We start from the raw sequence: 26,475 nt of genomic DNA, 5'->3' as shown, positions 1-26,475 counted from the left end.
GATGATTTAGTCAGGAGGCTTCCTTCTGGACTTGTATGTTTGTCTGAGTCTCCAAATCAGCTCTTTCCCGCCAAGATTGAGCATAGTTACCATAGATGGTGCGGATCCGAGTACCTACGGGCAGGGCTGGAGATTCGTTCTCTGTATTGGTTCCCCAGTTAACCCAGCCAGATTGTGGCCGTTGGACGATCTGAAAACCGCCTGATGGTTGTGATGTCAGCCAGATCATGCATCGCCCATTGCTGGTGTTGAATTCTGCAGTGCAATCAGCGGCCCCGGGGAAGATGGTTTGGTCTTGCAGGGATGAGACATCAATTGCCTGACTTGGCATGTGCCATGGACGTTCATTCGCATCGGCGGCCACGTGTGCCTGGTCGGTCACCTGAGCCAGATGCTCTCGAATCTGCACATCGATGAGAGCGTGCTCCCAGTATGAGAACAGCCGCCAGTACAAATCCCAGTGTGCCTTGGTTAAATCCCTGTCCAGAAGATTGCGGAAGTATGCGAATCTTTCTGGTTCTTCCTGGTGGTTTTCCGGGTTCTTGGCCTCGTTGATGATGGAAGCCACCTCTTGCTTCAACAGAGTTGCATAGGGGTCGCCTTCTCTGTAGGGGGAGCGGTTATAGGAATCAAAGCGGTCAAAGACCAGTCCTCCTTCGCCGCCTTCAAACTCATCCCCAACGGTGATGCGATCCAAAGCACAGCGGCCGTTGACCTCGGTTTCGAAGTGATCCACCTGGTATCGGCGGTCGAAAAAGTCGACATCACGGTAGAAAGTAAATTCGACCGAGAAGGACTTGCCACGCAGCTCTGGACGGAGACCATCCGGAATGCGTCCGCTCAGCAAATAGCGGTGCATGACCGGTCCGCATTCCTCAACCGTTACGTTTGCCACCACATGTTCGGGCGGGTTGATGAGCCCATTTTCCGGGGTGAAGAATGGCCCATAGAAACCGCCCATGGCGTTGTTGCCGCTCTTAAGCAGGTCGACTTGCTCCTCCTTGCTCATAAAGTGACGAATTCCCCACTTGGATGCGCCTTCTCCCGATCCTGTACCTCTGCACAGTTCGAGGTCGAAGTATCCAGTATCCAGTCTGCATACGGCATCACGCTCGTGAACTGAATGTAATGACTTGATACCTCCGGTGGCTTCAGACGATGAATCGTCAAAGACTATAATTTGGCCGTCATGCGGTTCTACTATGCCCAGATAGACCGATTTTTCGGGTGTGCTCTCCCCAGCCAGGCGTTGAAAGGGGACGGCACCTTCTTGCTCGACTTGGGCAGTCAGAATCGGCTGGTTGATTGAGCTAGGCAGACGTATGCGAATCGGTCTGGGGCCCGAGTGTGCTGGTCCGGAATAATGAATCCGATAGCTTGCGGATATGTTCATGGCTGTTGCCTCCTTATGCGTCTATGCTGGCCGCTCTTCTCCTCAGGAAGGAGAATGAGAAGGAATTCTGTTTCATTCCATCGATCAGGACTGCAATGATGATGACTACGCCTTTGATCAGCTGCTGAGTGAAGAATGGCACATTCATCAGCACGAGACCGGTTGTTAAGACTCCGAAGATGACTGAACCGATGACAGTGCCTGATATGCGTCCTTTGCCTCCAGCAAGCGAGGTGCCGCCGAGTACCGTTGCAGCGATGGCATCCATTTCATAGCCATTGCCAGCCGTCGGCTGTGCCGATACGACCCTGGCGGCGAAAATGCAGCCTGCCAGACCGGCGCATAGCCCGGCGATCAGGTAGACGGACATAAGGACTGACTTGACATTGATGCCTGCCAGACGGGCGGCTTCTGGATTGCCTCCTACTGCGTAGACATGAGCTCCATACCGGGTTTTGTCCAGAACCACCCACATGACCAGATATACGACGACCATGATGATGAAGGGGATCGGTATGTGCCAGATGTACCCATTGCCGATCGCTCTAAAAGACAGATTATTGTCAACGATCGGCAGTCCGCCGGTGATCGTGTATGCCAGTCCTCTCAGGAATGTCATAGTCCCGAGAGTGACGATGAAAGCGGCCAGGTTGCAATAGGCAATAAGCAATCCATTGACGAGTCCCGCTATTGCCCCAACGATGATGCCAAGGGATACGGCAATCAAAGGATTCATGCCTGAGCGGGCTGCCAGTACAGCCACACATCCGCTGACAGCGATTGTCGATCCCACAGACAGGTCGATGCCGGCCGTAATAATCACCAGCGTCATGCCTGCCGCCAGAATGGCGTTGATGGATATGGCCCTGGCTACGTTGAACAAATTGCTCAACGTGCCGAAATTCGGTGCCTTTACCAGCATGAAGAGTATGAGCAACAAAAGGACGAAGGGCATGCCAACCTTCTCCCAGATTGCCGCAATATTGACGTTTTTGCCTTTCATGATGCTTCTTTCATGTTTCAAGTTACGGTTGCCGGCTTCCCGGACGATGCATACGGACGGTGGAGCGGAACCATGTGTTTGCTGTCTTATGAATCAGCCGAGCAGCTGCGGTTTGCTCACACCGGTGGCATATGACATTACGTTTTCCTCAGTCGCTTCTGTGGCCGGGATGTTGGCTACCACCTCGTTCTGCCGGACTACCAGAATCCGATCACTGACTCCCAATACCTCAGGCAGATCAGAGGAAATCATCAGGATTGCCTTCCCTGCTTTTGCGAGGGAATTGATCAAGCCATATATCTCTTGCTTGGCGCCCACATCGACTCCACGGGTCGGCTCGTCAAGGATGAGCAAGTCCGATTGCTTGAGTAGCCATCGGGCTAGAACGGCCTTCTGCTGATTGCCGCCGGACAAATTGTTGATCTCGGTATGCTCCATGGTCTGGTCGATGTTGACCTCCTGCATGATGTTCCGGACGGATGCCCGCATCTTGCCCTTGCGTAGAAGATGCAGATATTGGAACTGATCCAGTGATGAGATGGCGATATTTTCTTCGACGCTCATGACGGGGAAGATGCTCTGGGTCTTTCGGCTCTCCGGCAGGTAGGCTACTCCATGATTAATTGCTGATTTCGGAGAGTGGAAAAGAACCTTGTTCCCCTGAAGCTGGACGCTGATGGAGGCGCAGCGGTCGGCGCCAATTATGGCACGCGCCATTTCTGTCCTTCCGGCGCCGACCAGCCCGGACATGCCCACAACTTCGCCGGCGTGGACGCTGAATGATACGGGCTGGTCGTCTTCCTTGATTCTGAGATTTTCGACCCTCAGAACCTCGGCACCTTTCTGCCGGGCATCGTGCTCATAGAGTTTTTCAACCTTTCTGCCGACCATTTTGGATACGACCTGAGATTGGTCGACCTGGGAGAGCTTGTCGGTCAACACAGTCTGGCCATCGCGGAGCACGGTAATCCGATCAGCCAGACGCCAGACCTCCTCCATGCGGTGTGAGATGTAGATCAGTCCAGTGCCCTCGTCGCGAAGGGTGCTGATCAGGGTGAACAGCTGCTCCGATTCGGCTTTCGATAGGGAAGCAGTGGGCTCATCCAGAATGAGTATTCGGGCCTTCTGGGCGAGGGCCTTGGCTATTTCGACCATTTGCTGTTCGCCGACGCCTAGTTTGCCCAACTCCGTATTTGGATCGATGTCCGCCTTGATGACCTCAAGCTTGCTTCTGGCTTCATCCTTGAGGCGCTTTTTGTCTATCAGACCGTACCGCTTCTTTGGCTCTTGACCCAAGGCCAGGTTTTCGGCGACAGTCATGGTTGGCACGACGTTGAGCTCCTGATGGATGATGGCAATACCTTGATCCGTTGCCTGCTTGGGGGTTCGGATTTCAACAGGCTCGCCTTCGATGGCAATGGAGCCGGAATCGAGACTAAGGTTGCCTGACAGGATGTTCATCAGTGTCGATTTTCCTGCTCCGTTTTCGCCCATAAGAGCCAGAACCTCATGGTCATAAAGGTTTAGGCTGACATTATCAAGGACTGTTACACCCGAAAAGCTCTTGCAGATGTTCCGCAGCTCTAACAAGGCGGCTTTATTCTCAGACATGCTCACCACCCTTTGTACTTGTTGACGTTATCGCGAGTGATCATTTCGCTGGGAATCAGGATGGTCGTTTTCTTGGGCGTCTTTCCTTTGACCTTGTCCTGGGCGAACTTCACGGCCTGATCAACCATGGCCCTTGGATTCTGGGTTGCTGCACCGATGAAAGGCGAACCTGCCCGCTTGAGCTCGTCCACTCCTTGTGGGCTGGCATCGATGCCTGTGACGATGATCTGGTCCTGCCGCCCGGCTTGTTCCACAGCCAGGGCTGCCCCGAGGGCAGAGGGGTCGTTCATGCCGAAGATGCCCTGCACGTCCTTGTTGGCGGTGAGCATATCAGTGGTCACTGTCAACCCTGTGGCTCTGTCGTTCTTTGAGGCCTGCTGGGCTACCACTTTGATTCCAGGGTATTTCTTGAGCGCTTGCTTGCAGCCTTTGATCCTATCAGTGATGGTTTGAATGGGTGTTCCATCAACGATTAGGATGTTACCTTTACCTCCCAGCTTCTCTGAGAGGTAAGAGCAGGAAAGTTGCCCAGCCTGTACGCCATCGGTTGTCACGATTGCATCAGCTCCTTTGGCTGGGGTGTCAACAGCCACAACGATTATGCCCGCGTCTCTAGCTCTCTTGATTGCCGGTTGCAGGCCGCTTTCATCGACGGCGGATACGATAATCAGATCCACGTTCTGCTCGATGAAAGCAGAGATTTGGTTATCTTGGGTAGCCAAATCGAGTTGGGCATCCTGAACGTTCAGACGTGCCCCGATTCGTTTTGCCTCCTTTTTTGCTTCCTTGTCCATGGAGGAGAAGAAGGGATTTGACATATCTTGGACCATCAGGCCAATGCTTTTGATTTCTGTGCGTTTTGGTGCAGACTGTCTGTCTTCGTCGCCATTGCTGCAGCCGGTTAGAGCGAGCGATGCGGCCAGAATTGCCACCATCGCAGTGATGATTTTCTTGGATCTCATAATTTAATTTACCTTTCGCAAAACGGTCAGGCAGCCCCCGTTGGATACCTGCAACCGCACGATTCTCTGATCTTCAGTGATGCTTCAATCGTTTGATGGATGGGCCCCATTGTCATTTGTGGTTTCCCATCCGGTTTCGAATCGTCGTCACCTCCTTTTCTGTCTTGTTTCTGATCAATCAGTGCAAGAATGTGTTCAGCGGCCTTGGCGCCGATTCCATAGCTGTCTTCCGCAACCAGGGTGATGCGCGGTTTTAGCAGATCGGACCATATGAAGTCGTCAAACGCCACTAGCGCCAAATCGTCGGGAACTTCAATTGCCCTTGCCTGCAAGGCAGTCATGATCCCCAGCAGTATTGGGTTGTTGCCGGCGATAATGACATCGGGCTGGAATTTGTCATGATCCAAAAACCCGTCGAGTGCTTTCCGTGTGGAGAACTGATCGTTGCCGCATTCTAGAACACGGATGGCGGCTCCGCATCGCGCAGCTGCTTGGCGGAGTCCTGATTCTCTGATATATCGGCTATTCCAGACTGATGGGTAGATGACCAACAACCATCGTTTGAAGTGATGCCCCGCCAGATGGCTCCCCAGTTTGTTCGAGGCATCCTTGTTATCTGTTGTGACATAGGAGAAGTCCTCGTGAGTTGATCCAGGAGTCGAATCGACGAAGACTACAGGCATCTTCCACTCCCGCAGCCGCTGCCGGGATGAGTCGCTCAGTCCCAGGGTTGATATTATCCCTCCGGGTCGCGTTTCCAAGACATGCTGGAGCAGCAGGCTCTCGGCGGACTCTGAGTAGTGGCCGTCAATGGCGATGTCTGATATGAGCAGGTTTTCGCCCCGTATTTGGAATATGCTTTCGATTCCGCTAATCAGATCCAGATAGTAGGGATTTGACATTCCTGCTGTAAGGAGACTGACTGAGTGGTGAAGTCCCTTGCGCAGATCCCTGGCATTGACGTTGGGAATGTAGCCCTTTTCTTTAGCGACTTTCAGTACGGCGGCACGTGTGGTTTTGGAGACCCCGCTTAGGTCGTTGATGGCCCTTGACACGGCATACACGGAAAGGTTCAGCTCGTCCGCAATGTCCTTCAAGGTAACGCCAGTGTGTTTCATCATCGAATCCTAAACGTTTATTATTAGCAATACAAGAATACTATCAGGTTAATTTTGTCGGGTCAAGTTATATCTGGAGGCGATGGGCGATGATGGCATCTTTCTAATGGTGCTGGGCCCTGTAGCCTTTTGCTGTTAACGAAGTTATTTACTGGCTCGGGGGTATCTCGCCTGAACCTCTGGCGATCAATTCAGTAGGAAGCAGGATGTGGCGAGGTTCGGCAGTTAAGCCATCGATGCGTTCGAATGCCATGTTTGCGGCTATTCGGCCGATGTTCTCAGGATTCTGCTTGATGACCGTGATTCCGGGATCAAGCATGTCAAACATATCGGCGTCATCGAAGCTGATGATTGCTATGCTCTTTTCCAATCCTCTTGTTCTTAGGGCGCGAATCACACCTCGGGCGATAAGGTTCTGTCCTGCAAAGATCGCGGTAGGCCGTTTGGCTCGTGCCCGGTCTAACAGTCTGCATGTGACGGTGTATGCTTTGCGTTCATCCATGTCGTCAACGAGGTCAATATTGTCCATCGGCAGGTAGCTCTCCTTGATGGCAGCGAGGAAGCCTTTTCTTCGTTGGCTTACGGTATACACGTTTTTCTTGGCCCCTAGGTAGGCCATGTTCCTGTGCCCAATGGATAAAAGCGCTCGGGTTCCACTGATTGCACCGGCATAGTTGTCAGACATGACGGTATCTGAAGGTAATCCCATAGAAGTGCTGTCAGCAAAGACGACGGCCAGTCCACGACGCATTTCGGGAATTAGGTAGTCCTGTGAGCTGGCGGCTGTGACCAGGATCAGTCCGTCTATCCGCCGGCTCAGCATTTCATCCACGGTATTGGAGTCCCTGTCTTGATTTCCGGTCAGTGCCGAGGCCAGAACCAGGCTGGAGTGCTGCACGGCGACGCTGTCAATGGACCAGTGCACCGATGAGGAGAAGGGATTGGGTCTGGCTCCCAGCAGAACACCGAGGGTTCTGCTGTGGCTTTTGCCACGTTTCAGATCGGCTGCATGCACGTCGGGCCGATAGTGCAGTTCCTGAATGGCCGAAAGGACTCGCTCCTTGGTTGTCGAAGATACATAGGGCTCTTCATTGATCACGCGGGATACCGTCTTTGGCGCGACTTGTGCAAGGGCCGCCACGTCCTTGATCGTGGGGTGGCTGTTCGCATTGCCACTGTTCTGTGTCATATCTAGCATTGTCCCCCGTGAATTGACAACGGTCTGTAATTAGTATAGTTTTACATATGTCAACGTTGTCAGACAACGTTGACATATGTCACTATGAGGTGGCGTTGGTTACGTCCAATGAAGGAGAGACCATGAAACTATCGTTCGCCAAGAGGGCATGCACCTGTGCAGTGGCTGTCCTGTCCTTATTCGGTTTCGGGGGGTGCGGTTCTTCGCAACAGTCGGGTACTATTACTTGGCTCAGTGCGAGGCCCGCCAGCGAAGGAAGCATAAAAGCAATCAAACAAATCGCTGATGAGTACGCGAAGTCGCATCAGGGTTTCAAGTTGGAGTTTCAGAATATTTCTGATCGGCCGTCATATAACCAAAAGTTGAAAGTGCTGGCATCCAGTAACCGTTTGCCGGAGTTATGGGACGCCGATCCCGACCCGTACTTTACCAAGCTTGTCAAGGACGGTCGTGCTGAAGATATTGGAAAACTCTACAAGGACATTGGCGTAACCAACCGCTTTTATAAGATATCCACCAAATACCCGACAATGGCTGACGGCAGCCTACATTTAATGACTTTCAATGCCAATGCAGAGTACTTTTGGTACAACAAAGATGCCTTCCGAAAAGCAGGTATTACGGAGGAGCCTAAGACCTTCGACGAGCTGTTAGCAGATCTTCAGAAGCTCAAGGATACCGGCGTTATTCCGATCGCTCTTGATGGTAAGGACCAGTGGCCTTTTTATAGGTTCCTGGGGATGATTCCGTACAGGGAAACTGGCAATGAGTTCCTCACCAAGCTCAAGGTTGGAAAGGAGTCTATGGCCAGTCCGACTGGTCAAGCAGGAATTGCCTTCTTGCAAAAAATGTCTACATATTTCCAGCCTGGCTTCACAAATTCGGATGCCACCGCTACCTTGAATCTGTTCAAGAGCAAGCGTGCTGCGATAACGTATGACGGTACTTGGAACCTCCCGTCCTACGTTGACGATTCCGGCAATCTGAAATCGGATATCGGCTATTTCCGTCTACCTATGCTTGGTAAGGGGGACAAGACTGCACCCACGGACTTCTTCGCTAACTCGGGTATAGGCACGGCCGTCAGTAAAGGCAAGCTGACCCCTCAGCTGAAGGATTTCCTCAAATATCTTTTCAATAAATATGGCGACGTGGCTTTGAATGATTATCGGGTCATCCCTTCAGTCAAGCCCAAGGGCAGCGTCAAGTCCCCCCGCATATATCAGGACGTCCTGTCCGACATAGCCAAGGTCAACGACTATGCGCAAGTCTGGGACGTACAACTTGATGCCAATACGGTCAGTGTACTTGGACGACAGTGCCAAAGCCTGCTAGTGGACAATACCTCAACGCATGAGTTTGCAGCCAACGTCGACAAAGCCATCGCTCAATATAACAAGGCCAAGTGAAGGCAGATATGGAAAGATCTAATCCAGCGGATTCCATCCCGCCACAGATGGTGCGTCGGAGGAGGTCCTGGCCAGGTCATCCGTCCAGGGGCAACAGGGCCATCAGTTCGGGAGCCGCGTGGCCCTATTACCTGCCTGCGGTCATCATCTTTACGCTCATAGTGGTTGTCCCTATTGTCTGGTCGTTCGGCGCAAGTCTGTTTGACTGGAATGGGATAGGAGCCATGCGATTCTCTGGCCTAGCGAATTTCAAACTGATGCTGACCGATAAGGTGTTCCGCGCGGCTTTCCTCAACACCATTTTCTTCACCCTTCTGGGTACCTGCGTTCAGATGCTTATGGGCTTGGTGATGGCCCTGTTGGTCTTGTGCATTGACCGATTTCGGACCATCATCAGAACGGTCTATTTCATTCCGTGCGTCATTTCCTCAGTTGCTATCAGCCAGATCTTCGCCCAGATGCTAGCTGTCAATCCGCCGGGGGTCGTTCCGGCGGTAGGCAGCCTGTTCGGGCTGGCCCCTCACGCTTTGCTCTCGGATCCTCACTGGGCCTTGGTGTTGGTGACGCTCATAGATGCCTATAAGTTCGCCGGCATATACATGGTCATCTACTATGCAGCTCTGGAGTCAGTCGATGCCGAAGTGCTCGAAGCGGCATTGATTGACGGCTGCAATTGGTGGCAACAGCTCATCTACATAAGGGTGCCTCTAATCAGGGCGGTCTTGGAGGTGACGTTGGTGATGCTGGTTTCTGGATGCTTGAAGGGGTTCGATGTCTCCTATGTGCTTACTGGAGGTGGTCCCGGTTCGTCCAGCGAGCTGGTGTCTACCTACCTGTACAAGACAATCTTCATATCCGGGAATTTTGGCTACGGTAGCGCCATCAGCATCTTCCTAGCGGTGGAGTGCCTGGTAACGCTTCTTATTCTGCGCCGCCTGTTTGGGAAAGGGGACAAAGCATGACTACGAAGCCAGGCAGGAAAACCAGGGGATTGGTATATGCGATTATCGCAGTTTTCGTTCTGGTGCAGATATACCCGATTCTTTGGGTCACACTCTCTTCGTTGAAAAGCCCCGATGAGCTCGCAGATACCTTGGCTTATCAACTGCCTAAGGGTCTGTATCTGGGTAATTACGTGAGAGCCTTTGCCACATCGGGTCTACTGCGATATTTGATTAACAGCACGATCGTCGCCGTGCTGACCATTCTGGTCACCGTCATGGTCGGAGCCCCTGCGGCGTTTGCCATTGAAAAGTTGCGGTTCCGGGGTGCGGATAAGGTGCTTTCCTATTTGCTGGTAGGACTTCTGGTGCCTTCATTTGCAGCTTTGCTGCCTCTGTTCGAAGTGTTTAACAAAATCGGCATTACGGACACCTATCTGGCCCTTATCATTCCGCAATTGGCTTTCAATCTGCCGATGTGCGTCTATCTGTACGCAGGATTCATGAAGGAGATACCGGATTCGTTGTTGGAGGCCGCTCGTATAGATGGAGCCGGAACCTGGCAGATCTTTTCGAAGATCGTCATGCCGCTTTCCCGCAACACCACTGTGACTGTGGCGACCTACAACTTCGTCTTCATCTGGAATGAATTCGTATTTGCCAACACCTTTATGGTTCGCAGCGATATGAAAACTCTCCCGATAGGTTTGAACGACTTTGTCGGTATGTATGGACAGACCGACCTGGGAGCCACATACTCAGCAATAGTCGTGTCTATGATTCCGACCCTTATACTCTACTTCTTCCTGAACAGACAGGTTATTTCCGGCATGGTGGCCGGAGCGGTCCGTGGGTAAAGGCACTGGGAACAGAATTAAGGAAAATAATGAACAAGCAATTGGACATCAGTAGTGATTGGAGCGTTCTACAGGACGTCAATGATGTCGGTGAAAAACTAAAACTCTATGAGGATCGCGATTGTACGCAGGTCGGACCGCAGATATCAGAGTGGGAGCCGTTGCCGGCTCTGGAGCATCTCCAGTGTCTGTTGGATGAACAGCCTTATTGGGGACGCCGGCTGCGGTATTTCAATCAGGCGCCTTGGTGGTATCGTCGGCTCATTAAGCTTGATAATTCTGAGACGGACAGCAAGATTCTGCTGCGGTTCAGCAATGTCGATTACTTTTGCAAGGTGTGGATGAACGGGCAACTCCTTGGCTCCCATGAGGGCTACAGTGAGTCGTTCGTCTTTGATGTCAGCAATGTCGTACACTCCGGCACGAATATCCTGATGGTCAAGGTCTGGTCACCTTGGGATAGGCAGATAAGGAATGATGACGTTGAGAACCGTACCTATATGGTTGAAAGGAGATTGGTCAAAGGAACCTACGAGCATGATGACGGCCTTATAGCCCGTGACGTGAATCCCGTGGGCATTTACGGCAAGGTCACCTTATCGATTCATGAGTCTGCTTGTCTGGCTGAAGATCCGCGCCTGAGCGTGTGGATGGATGATCAGGGTCGTGGAAGAATAATCATCAGAGGGAAAGCACTCGGTCGCGGTAATGATCATCCATCTGTGCTGAGAACCCTGGTGCGGGATCCAATTGATGGCCGCGTGCTGCTTGACGCGGATAAGCAGGTCCAGGGACCTTTCGAGTTCAAAGCTGCCGTTGATGGCGTGACGCCTTGGTTCACTTGGGATCTGGGAGAGCCGAAGCTCTATGACATGACATTGAGCTTGGACGGCGAACAGGTGGAAAGCCGGAAGATCGGATTCCGGAACGTCAAACTTGATCGTGATGAATCGACAACCCGGTTCGTGCTTAATGGGAAGCCCCTGTATGTGCGTGGGACATCCTATTTCCCTGATGTCTATATATCTCGAATGCACAGAATGCGGTACCTGCGTGATTTGCAGGCTATCAAAATGGCTGGATTCAACTTGATCAGGGTTCATGTACATGTCGAGAAGCCGGAATTGTATGATTTATGCGATCGCATGGGCATTGCTGTGATTCAGGATTCAGAATACAACTGGAACCAGCCCAGGACTTCTGAGTGGGCGGAAACGTTTGTGCGGTTATTTATCAGTACCGTCAAAACCCTCGATAGGCATGCCAGTGTTTTCAGCTGGATATGCCTTAATGAACCAGGCGTAGTGGATGTGCCGAAGGGCACACAGGGCACGGCTATGCAAGTGAGTCCAGGGCCTGCCATCTATCGACAGGTCACTCAAACAGACCCGACTCGTCCCGTTATCAAAGGCTCGTATTGCGCTGATGATCTGACCAGTGGAGACAGCCACAACTATACGGGATCGTTGGATACTCCTCCCACGTCGTATACGTTGATTGACGGCACGAAAGAGAAGCTCAATACGGAATTTGGTTTCGACGCCCCAGGCTACTTCGGGAATCTGAGAAATCTCGGGACGCTGACGCAGCGTATATCGGGCTTGGAACCCTTGACAGGAGCATTGCAGCATTATCAGACCGAGCTGCTTAAGTATTACATTGAGCACTATCGTTGCCAAAGGGCCGCACCTAATTGGGGATATGTACAGTTCATGTTCATAGACCTGTGCCCGCAAAGCTTCTATGGACTGTTGGATTGGTGGGGGCAGCCGAAACCTTCATACGAGGTGGTTGCCAGGATCAATCAACCCATAGGTGTTTTCCTGAATAGGTGTAGCAAGAAGGTCTCTGGATTGGTTGTTGCCAATGACTCCCCCAAGGATCTAGGTCAGGTTTCCGCTACCTGGCGATTCGTGAATTCGCAAGGGTACGAGGTGCTGAAAGGAAATGCGTCTATTTCACTTGCGCCTTTTTCAAGCGTTCAGATACAGGAGGTATCACTCGCTTCACAGCAAAATGACGGCGACGATTTATCGGCTTACCTGACCCTGTGTGATGGAGAAAAAAGAGTTCTGGCATCAAACAGCTATGACAGTGTCTTCAGCCATCCTGAGCATCCGTCTGGCCATCCTGTAAGGCTCAGCCATGAGTTTGGAGTCCGCCTATATTCTGCCTGAACGGCAGTAAGAGAGTGGTGATGGAATCGAGAATCGGCCGGTGGCTTGAAATAATTTTCTTTTCAAGTCGCCGGCCGAATACTTTGCCTGTCGTATTCTCGACACATCGACAGTGAAACAGCTAAGCTGTCGCCTTATTCTCAAAGGAGAAAGAGATCTCCCGTATGCAGCTCAGACATAGTCGCCTAAGCAGAGCTTGGATGTTTACGCGACTTGACGGTGGTAGCTACTTCTTGTTTTTGGCTCCAGAGCGGGGAATGCCCAGAAGTTTGCGAGTCTCGGCAACCAGCTTTTTCGGCGTCTTGCGCACGCCACTCTCTTCGGCATCCTTGATGATGGTCTTCACGTCCAGGTCGGGGTTGTGGTCTTGTGTGGCCACCAGGTCGCGTGCTTCCTGCCGGTTGAGCACGGTGGGCAGGGTGCCGGGCATGGGGCGCCGGGCGGTTTCCGCCAGGAAGAGCACGGTGACCAGACCGCAGGTTGAGGTGAACATGATCCAGTAGGCGGGTGCCAGGGACTTGCCGGTCGCAGTTACCAGTCCCTCCATGATGACAGGCGCGGTTCCGCCGAAGACGGCCACGGCCAGGTTGTATGACAGTCCCATGCCGCCGTAACGAGAAGCGGTGGGGAAGAGGGCTGGCAGGGTGGAGGCTAGGTTGGCCACAAAGAAGATGACAGGGATGGCCAGCAGGACCAGTCCGCCGAAGACGGCACCCGTGGTCTCGTGCTCCAACAGTCGGAAGGCCGGCAGAGACAGGCACAGTCCGGTGATTGCTCCCATGAACAAGACCTTCTTGCGGCCAAAGCGGTCGGAAAGAGCCCCGGTGATGGGAATGCAGCAGGCCACTAGGAGCAAAACCGGCAGGGAGAGCAGATTGGCCTGGGCCGTGTTGTAGTGCAGGGTACCCGACAGATAGGTGGGCATGTAGGCGGTCAGTGTGTAGCTCAGGGTGTTGGCCGCAGCTACCAGGATGAAGGCCATGAGCAGCTCCCGCCAATAGCCCCGGATCAGATCCAGCAGGCTCTTGTGCTGGCTCTTGGTCTTCTCGTCGCTGGCATCCTGGGCTTGGCGGAAGGCAGGAGTGTCCTGGACCTTGGCCCGGAAGTAGACTGCGATGGCGGCCAGCGGCAGGGCAATGATGAAGGGGATGCGCCAGCCCCAGGCCAGCATGGCCTGCGGGGAGATGGAGAACTCAAGCAAAGAGACCAAAGCTGCTCCGAAGGCGTAGCCCAGGTAGGATCCCACGTCCAGCAGAGAGGCGAAGAAGCCGCGATGCCGGTCCGGGGAGTATTCAGTGACCATGGTCGAAGCGCCCGCGTATTCGCCGCCGGTGGAAAAGCCCTGGATCAGCTTGAGCAGGATAAGCAGGATGGGCGCCAGGGGACCGACGGCCGCATAACTGGGCAGAAGACCGATCAGCAGGGTGGCTGCGGACATGCTCAGCAGAGTGAAGGCCAGAATGCGCTGGCGGCCGATCTTGTCGCCCAGCTGGCCCAGGACCACGCCGCCCAAGGGCCGAGCGATGAAGGTGACAGCGAAGACACCCAAGGAGAAGAGCCGCTGCACGGCATCGGATGCGTCGGACAGGAAGACACGGCCGATCGTCACTGCCAGGTAGCCGTAGACCCCCACGTCGTACCATTCCATGAAGTTGCCGACCACGGTGCCGGCGATGGCCCGCTTGAGGGTGGACCTATCCACCACGTTGATGTCGGTAAGATGCAGGCGCTCGCTCCAGCCCCGATGCGGTTTGGGATTTTGCTTACGGGCCTTACGCTTTGCCGCGGCCTGCTGCTTCTTCAGTTGCTTGGCTGTCTGTCGATCACGCTGTTTCTGCTCGTGCTGGCCGCTAGATGCAGCCGAAAATTTATCGTCCTCTGCCATTGTTCCTTCTCCGGCCACTAGGCCGTTGTTCGTCTTTTCCGCCTTTGTGATTTCCCTGTCTGCCTCTTCCTTTAGCGGTTTTCACAAAAATGCCATAAATACACAGCTTACCACGCAGTTTTCTTCACGGTGGAAGGATGCAACTGCGCTACCGAACCTGGTAGTTTGTATTGCTGATCAACTAAATGAGGACAGGTACGAAGATGAGGCCGTTGTAACAAGTTTCTGGTGGTCGCAGTTCAGAACTATTTTGGCTGTTGTCGTGTACGTAGTGGTATATTCAGCTTGTCAAGAACATCGCAGGGGAACGAAAGGGGAATGATGTCTGCTTTCGCTAAAAGTTTGTTTAATGCCCTGCCCCGTATCGGCGGGGGGGGGTAGGCCATAAGCTAATCCATAATTCATGCATTCTCCTCCCTGATGCTTACCCAAATCAAGGAGACTGAAGAATGGGTTACAAAGAAAATATTGCCGCTCTCGCTTTTGATCACAGTGATGATGTCAATGTTGCTTACGGCAATGCCAAAAATCAGCTCAATATGATTCGTACGGCTAATTTGGAAGGGCCGGACAGAATTTTACCTGATGACTTTTCGCAGCAACTGACTAAGCTCAATACCTCCTTCAACCAGCAACTTCCCGATAAGCGTTCTGCAATTGAAGCAGAAGAGAAGAAACTGAAAACACAACATCTTATCTTCCTGCTTGTCAAGATTGCATTGATTGTGCTGGGCCTTTTGTTCCTTGTGAATGAGAATCTTCGAGTTCTTGGTCTCATAATGGTCATCGCCGGCATAATTTGCCACTTCGTTTTCAAATCAATTGATGCAAACAAATCAGCCGATCTCCTTGCTGAGTGGAATGGGTTCTTCGACGGTTTTGTCGACTCCATTGGGCACGGTGAAACACTGCATTCGCCTTCTACTGGTCTTTTCAAGAAGATTGATGATCTGTTTCTCAAGAGCCTTGATGATAATGCCCGTGGCTTTGAACAGCAGCAGCGACAGATGCAGAAGAACATGGAGGCTCAGGCTGAACAGTCTCGGCGTGCTCTGGCCGCACAGGCCGCGCAGACGCAGGCTATTCAGAAAGGCATGGCTGACATGAGCAGATCGATGCGGCGTCGTTGATGCATCATGCCTTCTGTTGATTCGGATATCGTGTGCCCCGGCTGCGGGGCACCACTTTCGGCTTCGAGTAAGCAATGTCCTTATTGCGGAAGACCTGTTGTTCTAACCTCATTGAACTTTAAACAGGTTCGTCGAGCCACTTACAAGGACTCAGCACGATTCCTCGATAAGTACCAGGAGGTGCTGAAGGATTCGCCCAACGATCCGAAGGTGCTGGCTTCATTGGGGTACGTCCTTTTTGATAGGGGCCAGTACCAAGAAGCTACTGAGAACTTGGAAAAGGCTGTAGAAAATGGTTCTAACGATTCCGATGTTCTTTTCCATATTGCATTAAGCAGGTTCAAGTCTCAAAAACCGTTCAAGATAAAGCTCAAAGAGGCGGAGTCAATAATGGCGACTCTGGATTCTGCGATTGAGATGAATCCACATCCCCAGTATCTGTGTGCAAAAGCAATATTGATCAAACGACTTTTTGAGCAGCGCTACATCAGGTATTCACAATCATCCAAGGAGGTGATGGAAGCGGCCAAGCAAGGAGGACTGACTGATTCCGACAGCCAAGAGATGAATGAACTGTTGATGAAGTGACGATCGATGCTGAAGTTTGTGATTCGGGAAAGGTGTGAATAGGAGTGAGTTTCGAAGACTACAGCGTTGCCATAGATAGGCGTAAGGATACGGCTATGGAGATCTGCGGCATTTTCGACGAGGATGAAGTGGGCAGGGTGGAACCTGTTTCCTACATCCAGCAAATGAACGGTCATATGATGATCACGGTCTGGATGTTCGGAAATAAAAAAATATACTCCGCCATGTTCGAACTTCAGCCTGATAGGGCTGGAGACGCAACGCCTCCTGGTCGCACTTTCTTTGACGTGTATCGGTTCAAGAACATAGTCGATATTCGAGTGGATGACTTTGGGTGCGTCATCAGTATGCGAACCGGGAAAAAGCTGGAACTGAAGTCAAACAGTTATGAAGGCTCAGAGTCCTTCTTGAATTCTGCCCATGGTCTTGTGAGTCTATGGGACGAGTATGACGACTGATTGCTGCTTGACCAAGTAATGGATACGGGTCGAACAGTGCATAAGAAAAAGGGGTGTACAGATGGCTGTATTCAAGCGCAACTCCAATGAAGCCGCTTTTGCAGGTGGTGAGAAGCACTTTGTCGACGTCATCAAGAACCGTTCAGATAACGACACACTCATATTCAAAAACCCCGAAGAAGACTTCAACAACGGGACCACCTTGGTGGTAGGTCCTGGAGAAAAGGCCATCTTCGTCTATCAGGGTACGATCGAGCAAATTTTCGATCCAGGTAGTTATACCCTGACTAGTGCCAATTATCCTTTTATATCCCGTTTGAGGAACAGTCTGTCCGGCGGAGTCTCTTCGTTCCACTCGCTGGTCTATTTTGTTCGTACAGCGACCAGCAGGGAAATCAAGTGGGGCACACAGACACCTATCAAGGTCTACGACAAGGCTCTTGGCGACCAGTTCCAAGGGATCGGCGTTGAAACTGAGGTGAGGGCAAGAGGCGCTTATCGCATCAAAGTTGACGACTGTGGCATTTTTCTTACTCAATTGATCGGCAATAACTATGACCTGACCGATCAGGAGTCGATTACCGACTACTTCCGCAACCAGTTCCTTGGCCACATCGTTTCTATCTTGACCACTGAGCTGACCAAGTGGGAGGGGCCCCTAATCTCGGTGCCTGCCAATGCTGTAACCTATGCCAAGACAATAGAGGATGAAATCGTGCCTATTGCTGCTGAATACGGCATGAAAGTACTGAACTTCAGCATTTCCGCAATTGACATTGTCGACAATGAAGCCAGACAGGAAGCCCAGGAGCTAGTATCCAAGAACCGCGAGCAGTTCTATGGGCGTATGGCCCAGGGGCAAGGCGAAGCGGCATATGCACAGGGCCAGCAGTCTGCGTATGAGACTTATGGCACCAACTATCAGCAGGCTCAGGTTTTGAATGCCATGAATGGTGCCGCGTCCAATCCTGGCTCTGACGGTGGAGCTCTCCTAGGGGCGGGTATGGGATTGACCATGGGAGCCGGCATGGGTCAGGTCATTCCCAACATGGTCAATCAGACGATGGGACAGGCACAAGCAGCTCCTCAACCGGCCTCCGTCGACCCTGTAGAGCGGTTGAGCAGACTGAAGGAAATGCTGTCAAAAGAGCTTATTTCCCAAGAGGAGTATGAGGCTAAAAAGGCCGACATACTCAAGGAAATGTAGGTGACTTGAATGAAGTATCTAGTTTCGATTTTTGCAACGGTCCTGACGCTCATAGGTTGCGCGGCTTTCATGGCCGAAATTGGTACCTATGGCTTTGCCCCTCCCGCTCAGTGGATAGTGATGCTCTTCCTGTTGCTGTTTACCATTCTGTGCTGGGTTGCTCAGTCGCGTAGCGATGAAGATGCTGCATCAAGGAACGAAAATCTTTATTACCGGCTGATAGCTGAGAATGTGGTATTCCCGGCTGTTGGTTATCTGATTCAGGGTATTATTGCGATTTTCTACTTTTCAGCTTGGAATGCCCCCTGGTGGTCCGGGAACCTCACCTTGAGACACATATTGCCCAGTGGGTTTTTCATTCCCCTTCTGGTCGAAGTTCTGCTCACCATCGTGGTCATTTCCTTGTGGGTCGGCAATATTACTTCCAACGTACATACGGTTCGTCAGCAGGTCATAAGGGATGAGAAGGTCGCCAATCGTGCACAACTGAAATCTCAGGTGCTCTTCCTTGATTCATGTCTGGATCCGAATGACAAGGAGGCGACTGATATCAGCAGTCAAATTCAGCGTAAGGTCGAATCCCTGCCTCTGGTGCCCGACGCGGCGACCGGCCTCTTCTATTCACGGGCCATCAATGAAATTCAAGAAGCTACAGCTAAGGGCAGTGTAGATCTTCCTACTCTTCAACATATTCGAGACACGCTCAACAGAGTGCGCTGATAACTCTCGTCACACGAAGCGTCTCATACAATTTCATGAGGCTCCGAGATGCCTGTTAGCGGAATCGGGACTCCGGATTATGCAGTGTGCATAATTGTGCATAGCGCGAACAGCTGTCATGGCTTAAAAAGCGAAGAGAACCCGGCCGTCCTGCAGATCCACCCATTATGGCGTGTTCCTGAAGACGGTCGGGTTCTTTGTTCTTAGGAAGAACCTAGCTCTTGTCAGGCCTTCAGGAAGTTAGGATCCGCAAAGGCGGGGTTTGGATAGGTGTAGAAGCCTTGTCCAGAGTCCTTGCCGGTCTTGCCCTCGTCCATCATCTTCTGGATCTTATCCATGAAGGGCTTGAAGTCAGGGTTGTCGCCCTGCTGCTCCTTGGTGATGTTGAAGGCGGTCCGCAGCCCCACAACGTCAAAGATGGCAAAGGGTCCCATGGGGGCGCCCGTGCCGATCATCCAGGTCTTGTCCACGGTCTCCGGGTCTGCGATGTCGTGGCCCCAGAGGTGAGCGGCGGCGTTGAGCAGGGGGATGAGAAGGGTGTTCAGGACGTATCCGGGCTGCTCCTTCTTCAGGACGATGGGAACCATGCCGATTTCCTTGGCATAGTCCACGATCTCGTTGAAGACCTTGGGGTCGGTCTGCTCGGAGCCCATGATCTCTGCGGTGTTGTTCAGCCAGACCTGGTTGGCGAAGTGCATGTTCAGGAACTTGTCCGGCCTGCCCGTGTCGGGTGCGAAGGTGCTGGGCACGTAGGTGGATGAGTTGCTGGTGAAGATGGTGTCCTTGGGCGCCAGTTTGGCCAGGCTCTGGTAGAAGTCGTGCTTGATGGAAGGCTTCTCGGGGACAGCCTCGATGACCAGGTCAGCGTTCTTGACAGCCTCGGCCATGTCCGAGCTGTACGACATGTTGTTCAGGCCTGCGTCGAACTGTTCATCAGTGGCGTTGATGTCGTGCTTGTAGGAATCCCGCAGGTTCTTGACGCGCTCCTCTGCTGCCGCCACAGCCTGGTCGTTGATGTCGTAGATCGTCACTTTCTTGCCCTTGAAGGCTGATTGATAGGCGATCTGGCTGCCCAGCACCCCGCCGCCGGCAACCGTAACATTATGAATGTTCGTCATAGAAACCTCTTTCATTCGTGGTATCCATCCTCGGATACGCTACTTCCATAGTAGAGCCAGGTCTTGAACGGGGCCTGGCTCACAGATTCGGCAGACAGACGATCAGGCCTTGAGGAAGTCCTCATCCTTGTAACGCGGGTTCGGATAGTCGTAGAATCCGTGGCCTGCGTCACTGCCGGTCTTGCCCTCGTCGAGCATCTTCCGGACCTTCTCCAGGAAGGGCTTGAAGCCAGGGTCGTCGCCTTTTTGTTCCTCGATGATGTTGTAGATGGTCCGCAGGCCGACCGCGTCATAGGCGCCGAAGGGGCCAACGGGCGAGCCAGTGCCGATCATCCAGGTCTTGTCGATGGTTTCAGGGTCTGCTATGTCATTGCCCCAGAGGTAACCGGCATCCTCCAGGAAGGGAACCAGCAGGCTGTTGAGGATGTATCCGGGCTGCTCCTTGTGGAGAGGGATTGGGACCATGCCGATTTCCTTGGCATAGTCCACGATCTCGTTGAAGATGTCGGGGTCGGTCTGGTTGGAACCCATGATTTCGGCGGTGTTCATGCGCCATACGTGATTGGCGAAGTGAAGGCAGAGGAACTTAGTCGGACGACCGGTGTCGGCAGCATAGGTGCTGGGTACATAGGTGGAGGAGTTGCTGGCGAAGATGGTCTTCTCGGGGGCTACCTTGGCCAGGCTCTGGTAGAAGTTGTGCTTGATGGAGGGTTTCTCGGGAACGGCTTCGATGACCAGGTCGGCATTCTTGACGGCGTCAGCCAGGTCTGCGCTGTAGGTCAGATTGTTCAGCCCAGCATCGAACTGCTCGTCGGTGGCGTTGATGTCCCGCTTGTAAAGGTCTCGACGGTTCTTGATCCGCTGCTCAGCCGCTGCGATAGCCTCATCGTTGATGTCGTAGACTGTGACTTTCTTGCCCTTGAATGCTGATTGGAAGGCGATCTGGCTGCCCAGCACCCCGCCGCCGGCCACCGTAACATTCTCAATGTTCGTCATGAGAAACTTCTTTCATTATCGGGCGCCCCGCATTGGACGCAATGCTCATTCTAGTAGAGCGATATGGGTCGAATTGAAAGGAGTTTTGTGCCAAAAATGGCTATTTCCTAGGGGAATTGAGGCGAGTTCGGTTCTCTGCCGGTTGCAGATAAATATGTTGCATTGCTCACATAGGTTTGCTCGTATGGAGCGGTCCTACCCGAGCTCAGCGTAGTATCCGGGCAGCGAACCGCGCGCTTGCTGCATGCACGATTCGCCTGTGCGGATGGCATTCAGAGAATCTGGCAGAATTCGATCGTCTCCTGATTGGGGCCAATGACGTTGAAGTAGCGGATTCCGCGCTGCCAGAAGGTGGGAATGGACTGGATGGAGTCCTCTCTGATCTTCAATCCCATCTCCAGGGCATGCTCGTATGCAGCATCGATGTCTGGCGTATCCAGCGCCCAGTGGTTGATTGCTCCGGTGCGCATGGGCGCAGGCTCGCCCTCCCAGGTTTCAATGGTTAGATGGCCCAGACGTAGAAAGGCGCAGCGGTTCTCTCCGTTGGGGTAGATGCCGACCAGCTCGAACCCGAGTTTGTTGGTGTAGAAGTCAATGGTCTCGTCCAGATCGCGGGCGATCATGCCCGAGTGCTGAAAGTCAGTGGTGAAAGCCGACATGGTTTGCATAGTGATGCCTCCTCCTTCAAGGTAGGTGCTTGATAGCATGTTAGGGCTGTTTCAGAAGTTCTTGTCAATTCGGGAATGTGACCAATGCCTTGGTTGTTTCACCGATCTTGCCTTCCATGAGTTCAGGAACTTGTTCCAGTTTCAGTTCGTGACTAATTAGGTCACTTATATTCAACTGCTCGGATCTTAGGAGACTGATGGCATCCAAGCAGGAGAGGGGATTGATGAAAGACCCTTTTATGGTCAGTTCTTTCTGGTAAATATCATACGTGTTCATTGTGAAGTGGGCATCGGGAGCGCCCACCCCGAACATGAGGACCTGGGCGCCGCGCCTGCAAGCTTGGATAGCCTGGGCCTGTGTGGCTGGAAGGCCAACGGCCTCCACGACCAGATCGTAGGCCTCAACAGGCAGAGTCTCGCAGTCAGTCTTGTACGTGGCGTGGATGTTGCTCAAACGTCTGCCCAAGGCCAGTTTTTCAGCACTGATGCCAGCTAGATCCACCTGGACTAGGCCATAGCATTGAAGAATCTGGGCGAAGAGCTGTCCCATGAATCCGTCTCCGATAACTAGTGCCTTCTGGCTGGGTCGTAATTCCATGAGATTTACACCGTGGACCGCACAGGAGATCGGTTCCATCAGGGATGCTTCTCGCAGCCCGACGTCATCGGGTACTTTGTAGACCACCTCAGCAGGAGCCGAGAAGTATTCCGCCATTCCCCCGTTCCGGGTTACACCGATGGCTGATAAGTGACTGCAAAGCCCGGGTTTTCCACTTCGGCAGTAATTGCACTGGTGGCAGTAGATGTTGGGATCCACGGCCACTTCATCCCCAACCGCTAGCCCGGTTACTTGGTCTCCGACGTACTCAATTCGGCCTGAATTCTCATGCCCTAGAATGATGGGCGGTTCAACTTTAGCTGAACCAGGAAGACCCAGATACAGATCACGGTCGGTGCCGCAAATACCTGCATAAGCGGTGCGGATTAGGACTTCGTCGCTGCCGATCTGGGGCATGGGTACATCCTTCAGGTTCAGTTCTTGTGGGTTTTCTAGAACAAGTGCTTTCATGACTTATCCTCAGATTCCGGTGTTCCAGGTTGTGCGTTTTCGGCGGCTTTCTTAAAATCGGGTAGTTCTATCTGGATTTTGACATCCTCCTGGTGCCCCTGGGCTGCCCTGTCGAAAGCCTCCTGGGCCTGATCCATTCTGTAGGTCCGGGAGATGAAGGGCTTCAAGTTAATTTTTCCTGCTGAAACTAGATCAATGGACTTCTGGTAAACGTTGGCATATCTAAAGACATTCTCTATGCGAGTCTCCCTGGCCTGGACCTCGGTAATGTCCATGGGGACGATTCCTTTGGCTGGGATGCCGACAATAACGGTAGTGTTGCCCGGCGCTCCCAGTTTCCAGAGCTCCTGATAGGCATTGAGGTTTCCAGATGCCTCGAAGACACGGTCTGCTCCCCATCCGTCTGTCTCAGCCATGACCCGGTTCAGAAGGCTGTCTTGGTTGATGTCCACAGGAATGATTCCAGTGATTTGGGCAGCTAGGTTCAATTTAACTCGGGATGAGTCGGACACTAAGACGCGTGCGCATCCTCCTGCTATAGCTGAAGCCGCCGTCATCAGTCCAATGGTTCCAGCTCCAATCACGGCTCCAGTGTCACCTGGTTTTATCTTGGCCTTGGTAGCGGACCACATTCCTACTGAAAGGGGCTCTAAGAGCGCTCCTTCCGCGTAGGACATATTCTCTGGCAACTTGTAGGTGAAAGCTGCAGGATGAACAATTTTTTCGCAGAGGCACCCATCAACGGGCGGAGTTGCAAAGAAACGGACAGAAGGGTCAATATTGTATAGCCCCAGCTTGGAGGCTTTGGAATTCATATCAGGGATTCCGGGTTCCATCGCCACCTTATCGCCGACCTTGAATCCTTTGACTCCTGGTCCGACTTCAAGAACAGTCCCTGAGGCCTCATGTCCGATGATCATCGGTTTTTGCACCACGTACTTGCCCACCCTACCGTGTAAGTAGTAGTGCAAGTCCGAGCCGCATATACCAACGGTATGAGGAGCTATGAGCAATTCGCCAGAACCGGGTGCGGGTGGATCGGGGACATCCCGCACCTTGATGATGCCTTGTTTCTCTAAAACGACCGCTTTCATTTGCTGCTCCTTTAACCGGGCTAAAAAGGGGGTTTGAATCTACATCGTCATTGACAACTTGCTTCCATACTATGCATCACTAGTGGGTTGAATATATTACCCCATAACCAATAGTGGTATTATTTTGACTTCCAATCTGATCTGTGGGGGGAGCGTAGCGCGAACAGGCTTTCGATAGCTTTGTTGCACTTGATAGTGTCAGATTGCAACGGAGGTTTACATATACATGAGAGACGGCGCAGTTGATCGTGGTGCCCTTGAGGTTGTGGTGCCACGAGGAGATGAATCAATCCGTTGGCTGGAGCACGGCTACCCGTCCGCTCTGGCCCGGTGGCATTATCACCCGGAGATAGAGATCCATTTGATCAGGGAAAGCAGAGGCTACATGATGGCTGGTGACGGCATGGTCTCTTTTTCTCCAGGGCAGGTCTCGCTTTTGGGAAGCAATGTGCCACACAATTGGATTTCTGATCTGACTGCAGGCACAGTCATCTCGCATAGGGACGTGGCTTGTCAAGTTCATCCCAATCGTATCCAGGCCCTTGCGCGGATATTTCCTGAGGCCGGCCAGATTTCGGCCCTCCTGCAGCGGGGGCATCAGGCGATCGTGCTTTCCGGCCAATCCGCCATCCGGGTCGCCACGATACTGACGGACATGGGGAATCACCGTGAACTGGACCGTCTGATTGACCTCTTGGAGATATTCAGGGTCTTCGTGCAAGCTCCAAGCGATGAATGGTCCACCATGGTCACTCCGGGCTATGAGCCTGACGCTTCGGTAGATACGGCTAATCGGATCAATCAGGTCCTGGCATATATAAATTCACATATTGCGGCCCAGATCAGCCTGGACGAGGCTGCAGAGGTTGTTTCGATGAGTCCATCGGCCTTCTCCAGGTTCTTTAAGAGGGCTGCAGGAATTAACTTTTCCGACATGGTCCGTAGGCTGCGCATCTCCCGAGCATCCCGTCTCCTGGTCACGACCGACTTGCCCATTGCCAGTATTCGAGCTCGAAGTGGATTTGGCAATGTTGCCAATTTCAACCGTCGATTCAAACAGGAAATGGGAACGACGCCAAGAGCCTACCGGCAATCCCATCGGTACTGAGCTGACCGACCAATGATACTTATTTGTCAAATATTAATGCTGTCTTGCCCTTTTGGGCGTTTGGAGGAACAGAGAATTGCAGGCAGCTGCGATTAGCGCTATCTTATTTTGTGCAACGGATTGATTAAATAAGATCCGTCCTGTATTCATCCTTAAACACTCGCGATGAAGCGTGTTTTGGTGTCGCAGAAAAGAGAAACAAATGGTAGCAAAACAAACGAAGGCATTGGCAACACTGGTGTCACTGGTTCTAGCTTGCGGAGGCCTGTCCGCTTGTGGGGGGGGGGGGGGCTCCGATGCTCATGACAAGGAACTTGTGTTTCTAGATGGATATCCAGAACGGAAGGATGACTCCCCATGGGGCAAGGCCGTTCAGGGATGCGCACCCAAGGGATACACGATAAAGCGCCAGCTTCAGGACGAGACAATGAATCCTCTGACCATTGCAGTCAAGGAGAACAATGCGCCTGATATCGCTATGATCGACAATCCATCCATGCCAACCGCCGTTGATTCAGGAATGGTGGTCGACATGAAAGAGGCCGGCGTTGATACCAGCGGATTCGATAAGAACATAGCAGCACCAGGAATCATCGACGGCAAGACTTACGGAGTCAGTTACGGTGTCAATACCTTGGGCTTGTACTACAAACCAGATATTTTACAGAAGGCCGGGGTCGATCCGGCTGGCATCAAGGATTGGGATTCGCTTAATGCGGCCATCGAGAAGGTAGTCCAAGCAGGTTTTAAAGGTATTTCATTCTCAGGGATAGCCACTGAGGAAGGAGTTTTTCAGTACCTTCCTTGGTTCTGGGGCGCAGGCGGGGATCTGGAAAATCCTGACTCTCAAGCTGCTCAGGATGCCCGTGACCTCCTTTCAGGGTGGGTTAAGAACGGGTGGGCTCCAAAATCATCCACCACGAATAACCAGTCAGCTGCTTGGGATGTCTTCATGAGCGGTGAGTATGGTTTCGCTGAGAATGGCTCTTGGCAGGCGGAGAGTGCCTCCAAGAAAGGTTACGGAGTGCTTTCCATCCCTGCTAAGAATGGTGGGCCGGCTAAGGTGCCGGCGGGTGGCGAGTTCCTGGTCCTTCCCTTCCATAAGAAGGGTGATGAGACCAAGCAAAAGGCTGCTGCTCAATTCCTGAATTGCTTGACGGGTCGTGACCTTCTCAAGGCCAGTGAATCTACTGGGTATCTTGCTTCTAAAAAAGCGGTAAGAGAACAACAGTTAAAGGATCAGGCCTACTTGCAGAGCTGGGACCAACCTGCGGCTAACGCCCAAGGACGCACCACACGACTGGGGCTTAAATACGAGAACGTTTCTTCCGACCTCTCCAAGAAACTTCAAGCCGCCCTCAACAAGTAAGTCCATGATTATTCGGTAGAGCGACTCTCAGCCAGTAAAGCAACTTGTGACTGGTGAATTCCGAATATGGTGGATAGCCCTCAAGCACTTGAGGCTATCCACTTGATGTCGGCAAGGGGTTGAAAGCCGATTCCTGTGTCGGATCGGAACAGTCGCCTACCGTATTTCTTCACTTCGTCCAGATTCAGATTCTGGGTCTGCTGATTGCCTCTTCTGCCCAGCAAGAGAGGCTTTGCTTCAACTGGTATCTTCCTGATTTCCATTTTTGAAAGAAAAACATGATTTCCTTCCAATCCTCAACTACGAGGAGACCACGGCGGTTCACCCGCCTTGCGGCTTGGGGGTTCGCGCTCCCACTCTGCATTTATTTGATCCTCTTCTACGTCGCCCCCCTCC

At 52.5% G+C, this 26,475-nt stretch carries 23 protein-coding genes; 11 read left to right on the top strand and 12 right to left on the bottom strand.

Features of this window, described 5'->3' with window-relative positions; all coding sequences use genetic code 11:
* Window positions 1-10 precede the first annotated feature (10 nt).
* The 6 genes from P273_RS0103245 to P273_RS0103220 all read right to left on the bottom strand — a co-directional run bounded on the left by P273_RS0103245 (window position 11) and on the right by P273_RS0103220 (window position 7,228).
* Window positions 11-1,393, bottom strand: coding sequence for a hypothetical protein (locus P273_RS0103245; protein WP_024627057.1), 1,383 nt, complete (start codon window positions 1,391-1,393; stop codon window positions 11-13).
* 13 nt (window positions 1,394-1,406) lie between these two features.
* Window positions 1,407-2,396, bottom strand: coding sequence for an ABC transporter permease (locus tag P273_RS0103240; RefSeq protein ID WP_029676084.1), 990 nt, complete (start codon window positions 2,394-2,396; stop codon window positions 1,407-1,409).
* Window positions 2,397-2,489: 93 nt separating this feature from the next.
* Entirely contained in the window at window positions 2,490-4,007 is a 1,518-nt protein-coding gene (locus tag P273_RS0103235) for a sugar ABC transporter ATP-binding protein (RefSeq protein ID WP_024627055.1), read from the bottom strand.
* A gap of 2 nt (window positions 4,008-4,009) precedes the next feature.
* On the bottom strand, window positions 4,010-4,969 hold the full coding sequence (locus P273_RS0103230; protein WP_024627054.1) for an ABC transporter substrate-binding protein: 960 nt from the start codon (window positions 4,967-4,969) through the stop codon (window positions 4,010-4,012).
* A gap of 26 nt (window positions 4,970-4,995) precedes the next feature.
* Window positions 4,996-6,090, bottom strand: a complete 1,095-nt coding sequence (locus tag P273_RS0103225) for a LacI family DNA-binding transcriptional regulator (RefSeq protein WP_024627053.1) — start codon at window positions 6,088-6,090, stop codon at window positions 4,996-4,998.
* A gap of 145 nt (window positions 6,091-6,235) precedes the next feature.
* A complete protein-coding gene (locus tag P273_RS0103220) occupies window positions 6,236-7,228 on the bottom strand; it encodes a LacI family DNA-binding transcriptional regulator (RefSeq protein WP_172637235.1) in 993 nt (330 codons plus the stop codon).
* Window positions 7,229-7,407: 179 nt separating this feature from the next.
* Here P273_RS0103220 and P273_RS0103215 point away from each other — a divergent pair, with 179 nt between their 5' ends.
* The 4 genes from P273_RS0103215 to P273_RS0103200 all read left to right on the top strand — a co-directional run bounded on the left by P273_RS0103215 (window position 7,408) and on the right by P273_RS0103200 (window position 12,669).
* The gene (locus P273_RS0103215; protein WP_024627051.1) at window positions 7,408-8,694 is read left to right on the top strand and encodes an ABC transporter substrate-binding protein; all 1,287 of its coding nucleotides are present in this window, start codon (window positions 7,408-7,410) and stop codon (window positions 8,692-8,694) included.
* 224 nt (window positions 8,695-8,918) lie between these two features.
* The gene (locus tag P273_RS0103210; protein ID WP_216476351.1) at window positions 8,919-9,656 is read left to right on the top strand and encodes a carbohydrate ABC transporter permease; all 738 of its coding nucleotides are present in this window, start codon (window positions 8,919-8,921) and stop codon (window positions 9,654-9,656) included.
* On the top strand, window positions 9,653-10,492 hold the full coding sequence (locus P273_RS0103205; RefSeq protein WP_024627049.1) for a carbohydrate ABC transporter permease: 840 nt from the start codon (window positions 9,653-9,655) through the stop codon (window positions 10,490-10,492). Before P273_RS0103210 ends, P273_RS0103205 begins: the two co-directional genes overlap by 4 nt.
* Window positions 10,493-10,521: 29 nt before the next feature.
* Entirely contained in the window at window positions 10,522-12,669 is a 2,148-nt protein-coding gene (locus tag P273_RS0103200; RefSeq protein ID WP_024627048.1) for a sugar-binding domain-containing protein, read from the top strand.
* Between the two features lie 226 nt (window positions 12,670-12,895).
* On the opposite strand, the gene P273_RS0103195 is transcribed toward P273_RS0103200, so the two are convergent.
* Complete coding sequence (locus P273_RS0103195; protein ID WP_024627047.1) at window positions 12,896-14,554, bottom strand: MFS transporter; 1,659 nt, start codon at window positions 14,552-14,554, stop codon at window positions 12,896-12,898.
* A 449-nt stretch (window positions 14,555-15,003) separates the two neighbouring features.
* On the opposite strand from P273_RS0103195, the gene P273_RS0103190 reads away from it, so the two are divergent.
* The 5 genes from P273_RS0103190 (at window position 15,004) to P273_RS0103170 (ending at window position 18,657) form a co-directional block, all read left to right on the top strand.
* Complete coding sequence (locus P273_RS0103190; RefSeq protein WP_024627046.1) at window positions 15,004-15,684, top strand: hypothetical protein; 681 nt, start codon at window positions 15,004-15,006, stop codon at window positions 15,682-15,684.
* Window positions 15,685-15,690: 6 nt separating this feature from the next.
* Window positions 15,691-16,272 carry a tetratricopeptide repeat protein gene (locus tag P273_RS0103185; RefSeq protein WP_024627045.1) on the top strand — a complete coding sequence of 194 codons (582 nt, stop codon included), beginning with the start codon at window positions 15,691-15,693 and terminating at the stop codon, window positions 16,270-16,272.
* 44 nt (window positions 16,273-16,316) lie between these two features.
* Window positions 16,317-16,730: a hypothetical protein gene (locus P273_RS0103180; RefSeq protein WP_024627044.1), complete on the top strand. Its 414-nt coding sequence runs from the start codon at window positions 16,317-16,319 to the stop codon at window positions 16,728-16,730.
* Between the two features lie 61 nt (window positions 16,731-16,791).
* Window positions 16,792-17,937, top strand: a complete 1,146-nt coding sequence (locus P273_RS0103175; RefSeq protein ID WP_024627043.1) for an SPFH domain-containing protein — start codon at window positions 16,792-16,794, stop codon at window positions 17,935-17,937.
* 9 nt (window positions 17,938-17,946) lie between these two features.
* Window positions 17,947-18,657, top strand: a complete 711-nt coding sequence (locus tag P273_RS0103170; RefSeq protein WP_024627042.1) for a hypothetical protein — start codon at window positions 17,947-17,949, stop codon at window positions 18,655-18,657.
* A 224-nt stretch (window positions 18,658-18,881) separates the two neighbouring features.
* Here P273_RS0103170 and P273_RS0103165 read toward each other — a convergent pair whose 3' ends face one another.
* The 5 genes from P273_RS0103165 to P273_RS0103145 all read right to left on the bottom strand — a co-directional run bounded on the left by P273_RS0103165 (window position 18,882) and on the right by P273_RS0103145 (window position 23,602).
* The gene (locus tag P273_RS0103165; RefSeq protein ID WP_024627041.1) at window positions 18,882-19,775 is read right to left on the bottom strand and encodes a 3-hydroxyacyl-CoA dehydrogenase; all 894 of its coding nucleotides are present in this window, start codon (window positions 19,773-19,775) and stop codon (window positions 18,882-18,884) included.
* Between the two features lie 102 nt (window positions 19,776-19,877).
* A complete protein-coding gene (locus P273_RS0103160) occupies window positions 19,878-20,771 on the bottom strand; it encodes a 3-hydroxyacyl-CoA dehydrogenase (RefSeq protein WP_024627040.1) in 894 nt (297 codons plus the stop codon).
* A gap of 272 nt (window positions 20,772-21,043) precedes the next feature.
* Complete coding sequence (locus P273_RS0103155; RefSeq protein ID WP_024627039.1) at window positions 21,044-21,439, bottom strand: VOC family protein; 396 nt, start codon at window positions 21,437-21,439, stop codon at window positions 21,044-21,046.
* 64 nt (window positions 21,440-21,503) lie between these two features.
* On the bottom strand, window positions 21,504-22,508 hold the full coding sequence (locus P273_RS0103150; protein ID WP_024627038.1) for a zinc-dependent alcohol dehydrogenase family protein: 1,005 nt from the start codon (window positions 22,506-22,508) through the stop codon (window positions 21,504-21,506).
* Window positions 22,505-23,602, bottom strand: coding sequence for an NAD(P)-dependent alcohol dehydrogenase (locus P273_RS0103145; RefSeq protein ID WP_024627037.1), 1,098 nt, complete (start codon window positions 23,600-23,602; stop codon window positions 22,505-22,507). The genes P273_RS0103150 and P273_RS0103145 overlap by 4 nt, the downstream gene beginning before the upstream one ends.
* A gap of 226 nt (window positions 23,603-23,828) precedes the next feature.
* Here P273_RS0103145 and P273_RS0103140 point away from each other — a divergent pair, with 226 nt between their 5' ends.
* Window positions 23,829-24,710: an AraC family transcriptional regulator gene (locus P273_RS0103140; RefSeq protein ID WP_024627036.1), complete on the top strand. Its 882-nt coding sequence runs from the start codon at window positions 23,829-23,831 to the stop codon at window positions 24,708-24,710.
* Between the two features lie 202 nt (window positions 24,711-24,912).
* Window positions 24,913-26,079, top strand: a complete 1,167-nt coding sequence (locus P273_RS0103135; RefSeq protein WP_024627035.1) for an extracellular solute-binding protein — start codon at window positions 24,913-24,915, stop codon at window positions 26,077-26,079.
* The last annotated feature ends 396 nt before the right edge of the window (window positions 26,080-26,475 follow it).

The organism is Bifidobacterium sp. A11, from assembly GCF_000499185.1.
Lineage (GTDB): Bacteria > Actinomycetota > Actinomycetes > Actinomycetales > Bifidobacteriaceae > Bombiscardovia > Bombiscardovia mizhiensis.
This window is presented reverse-complemented; position numbering and strand designations above follow the sequence as displayed.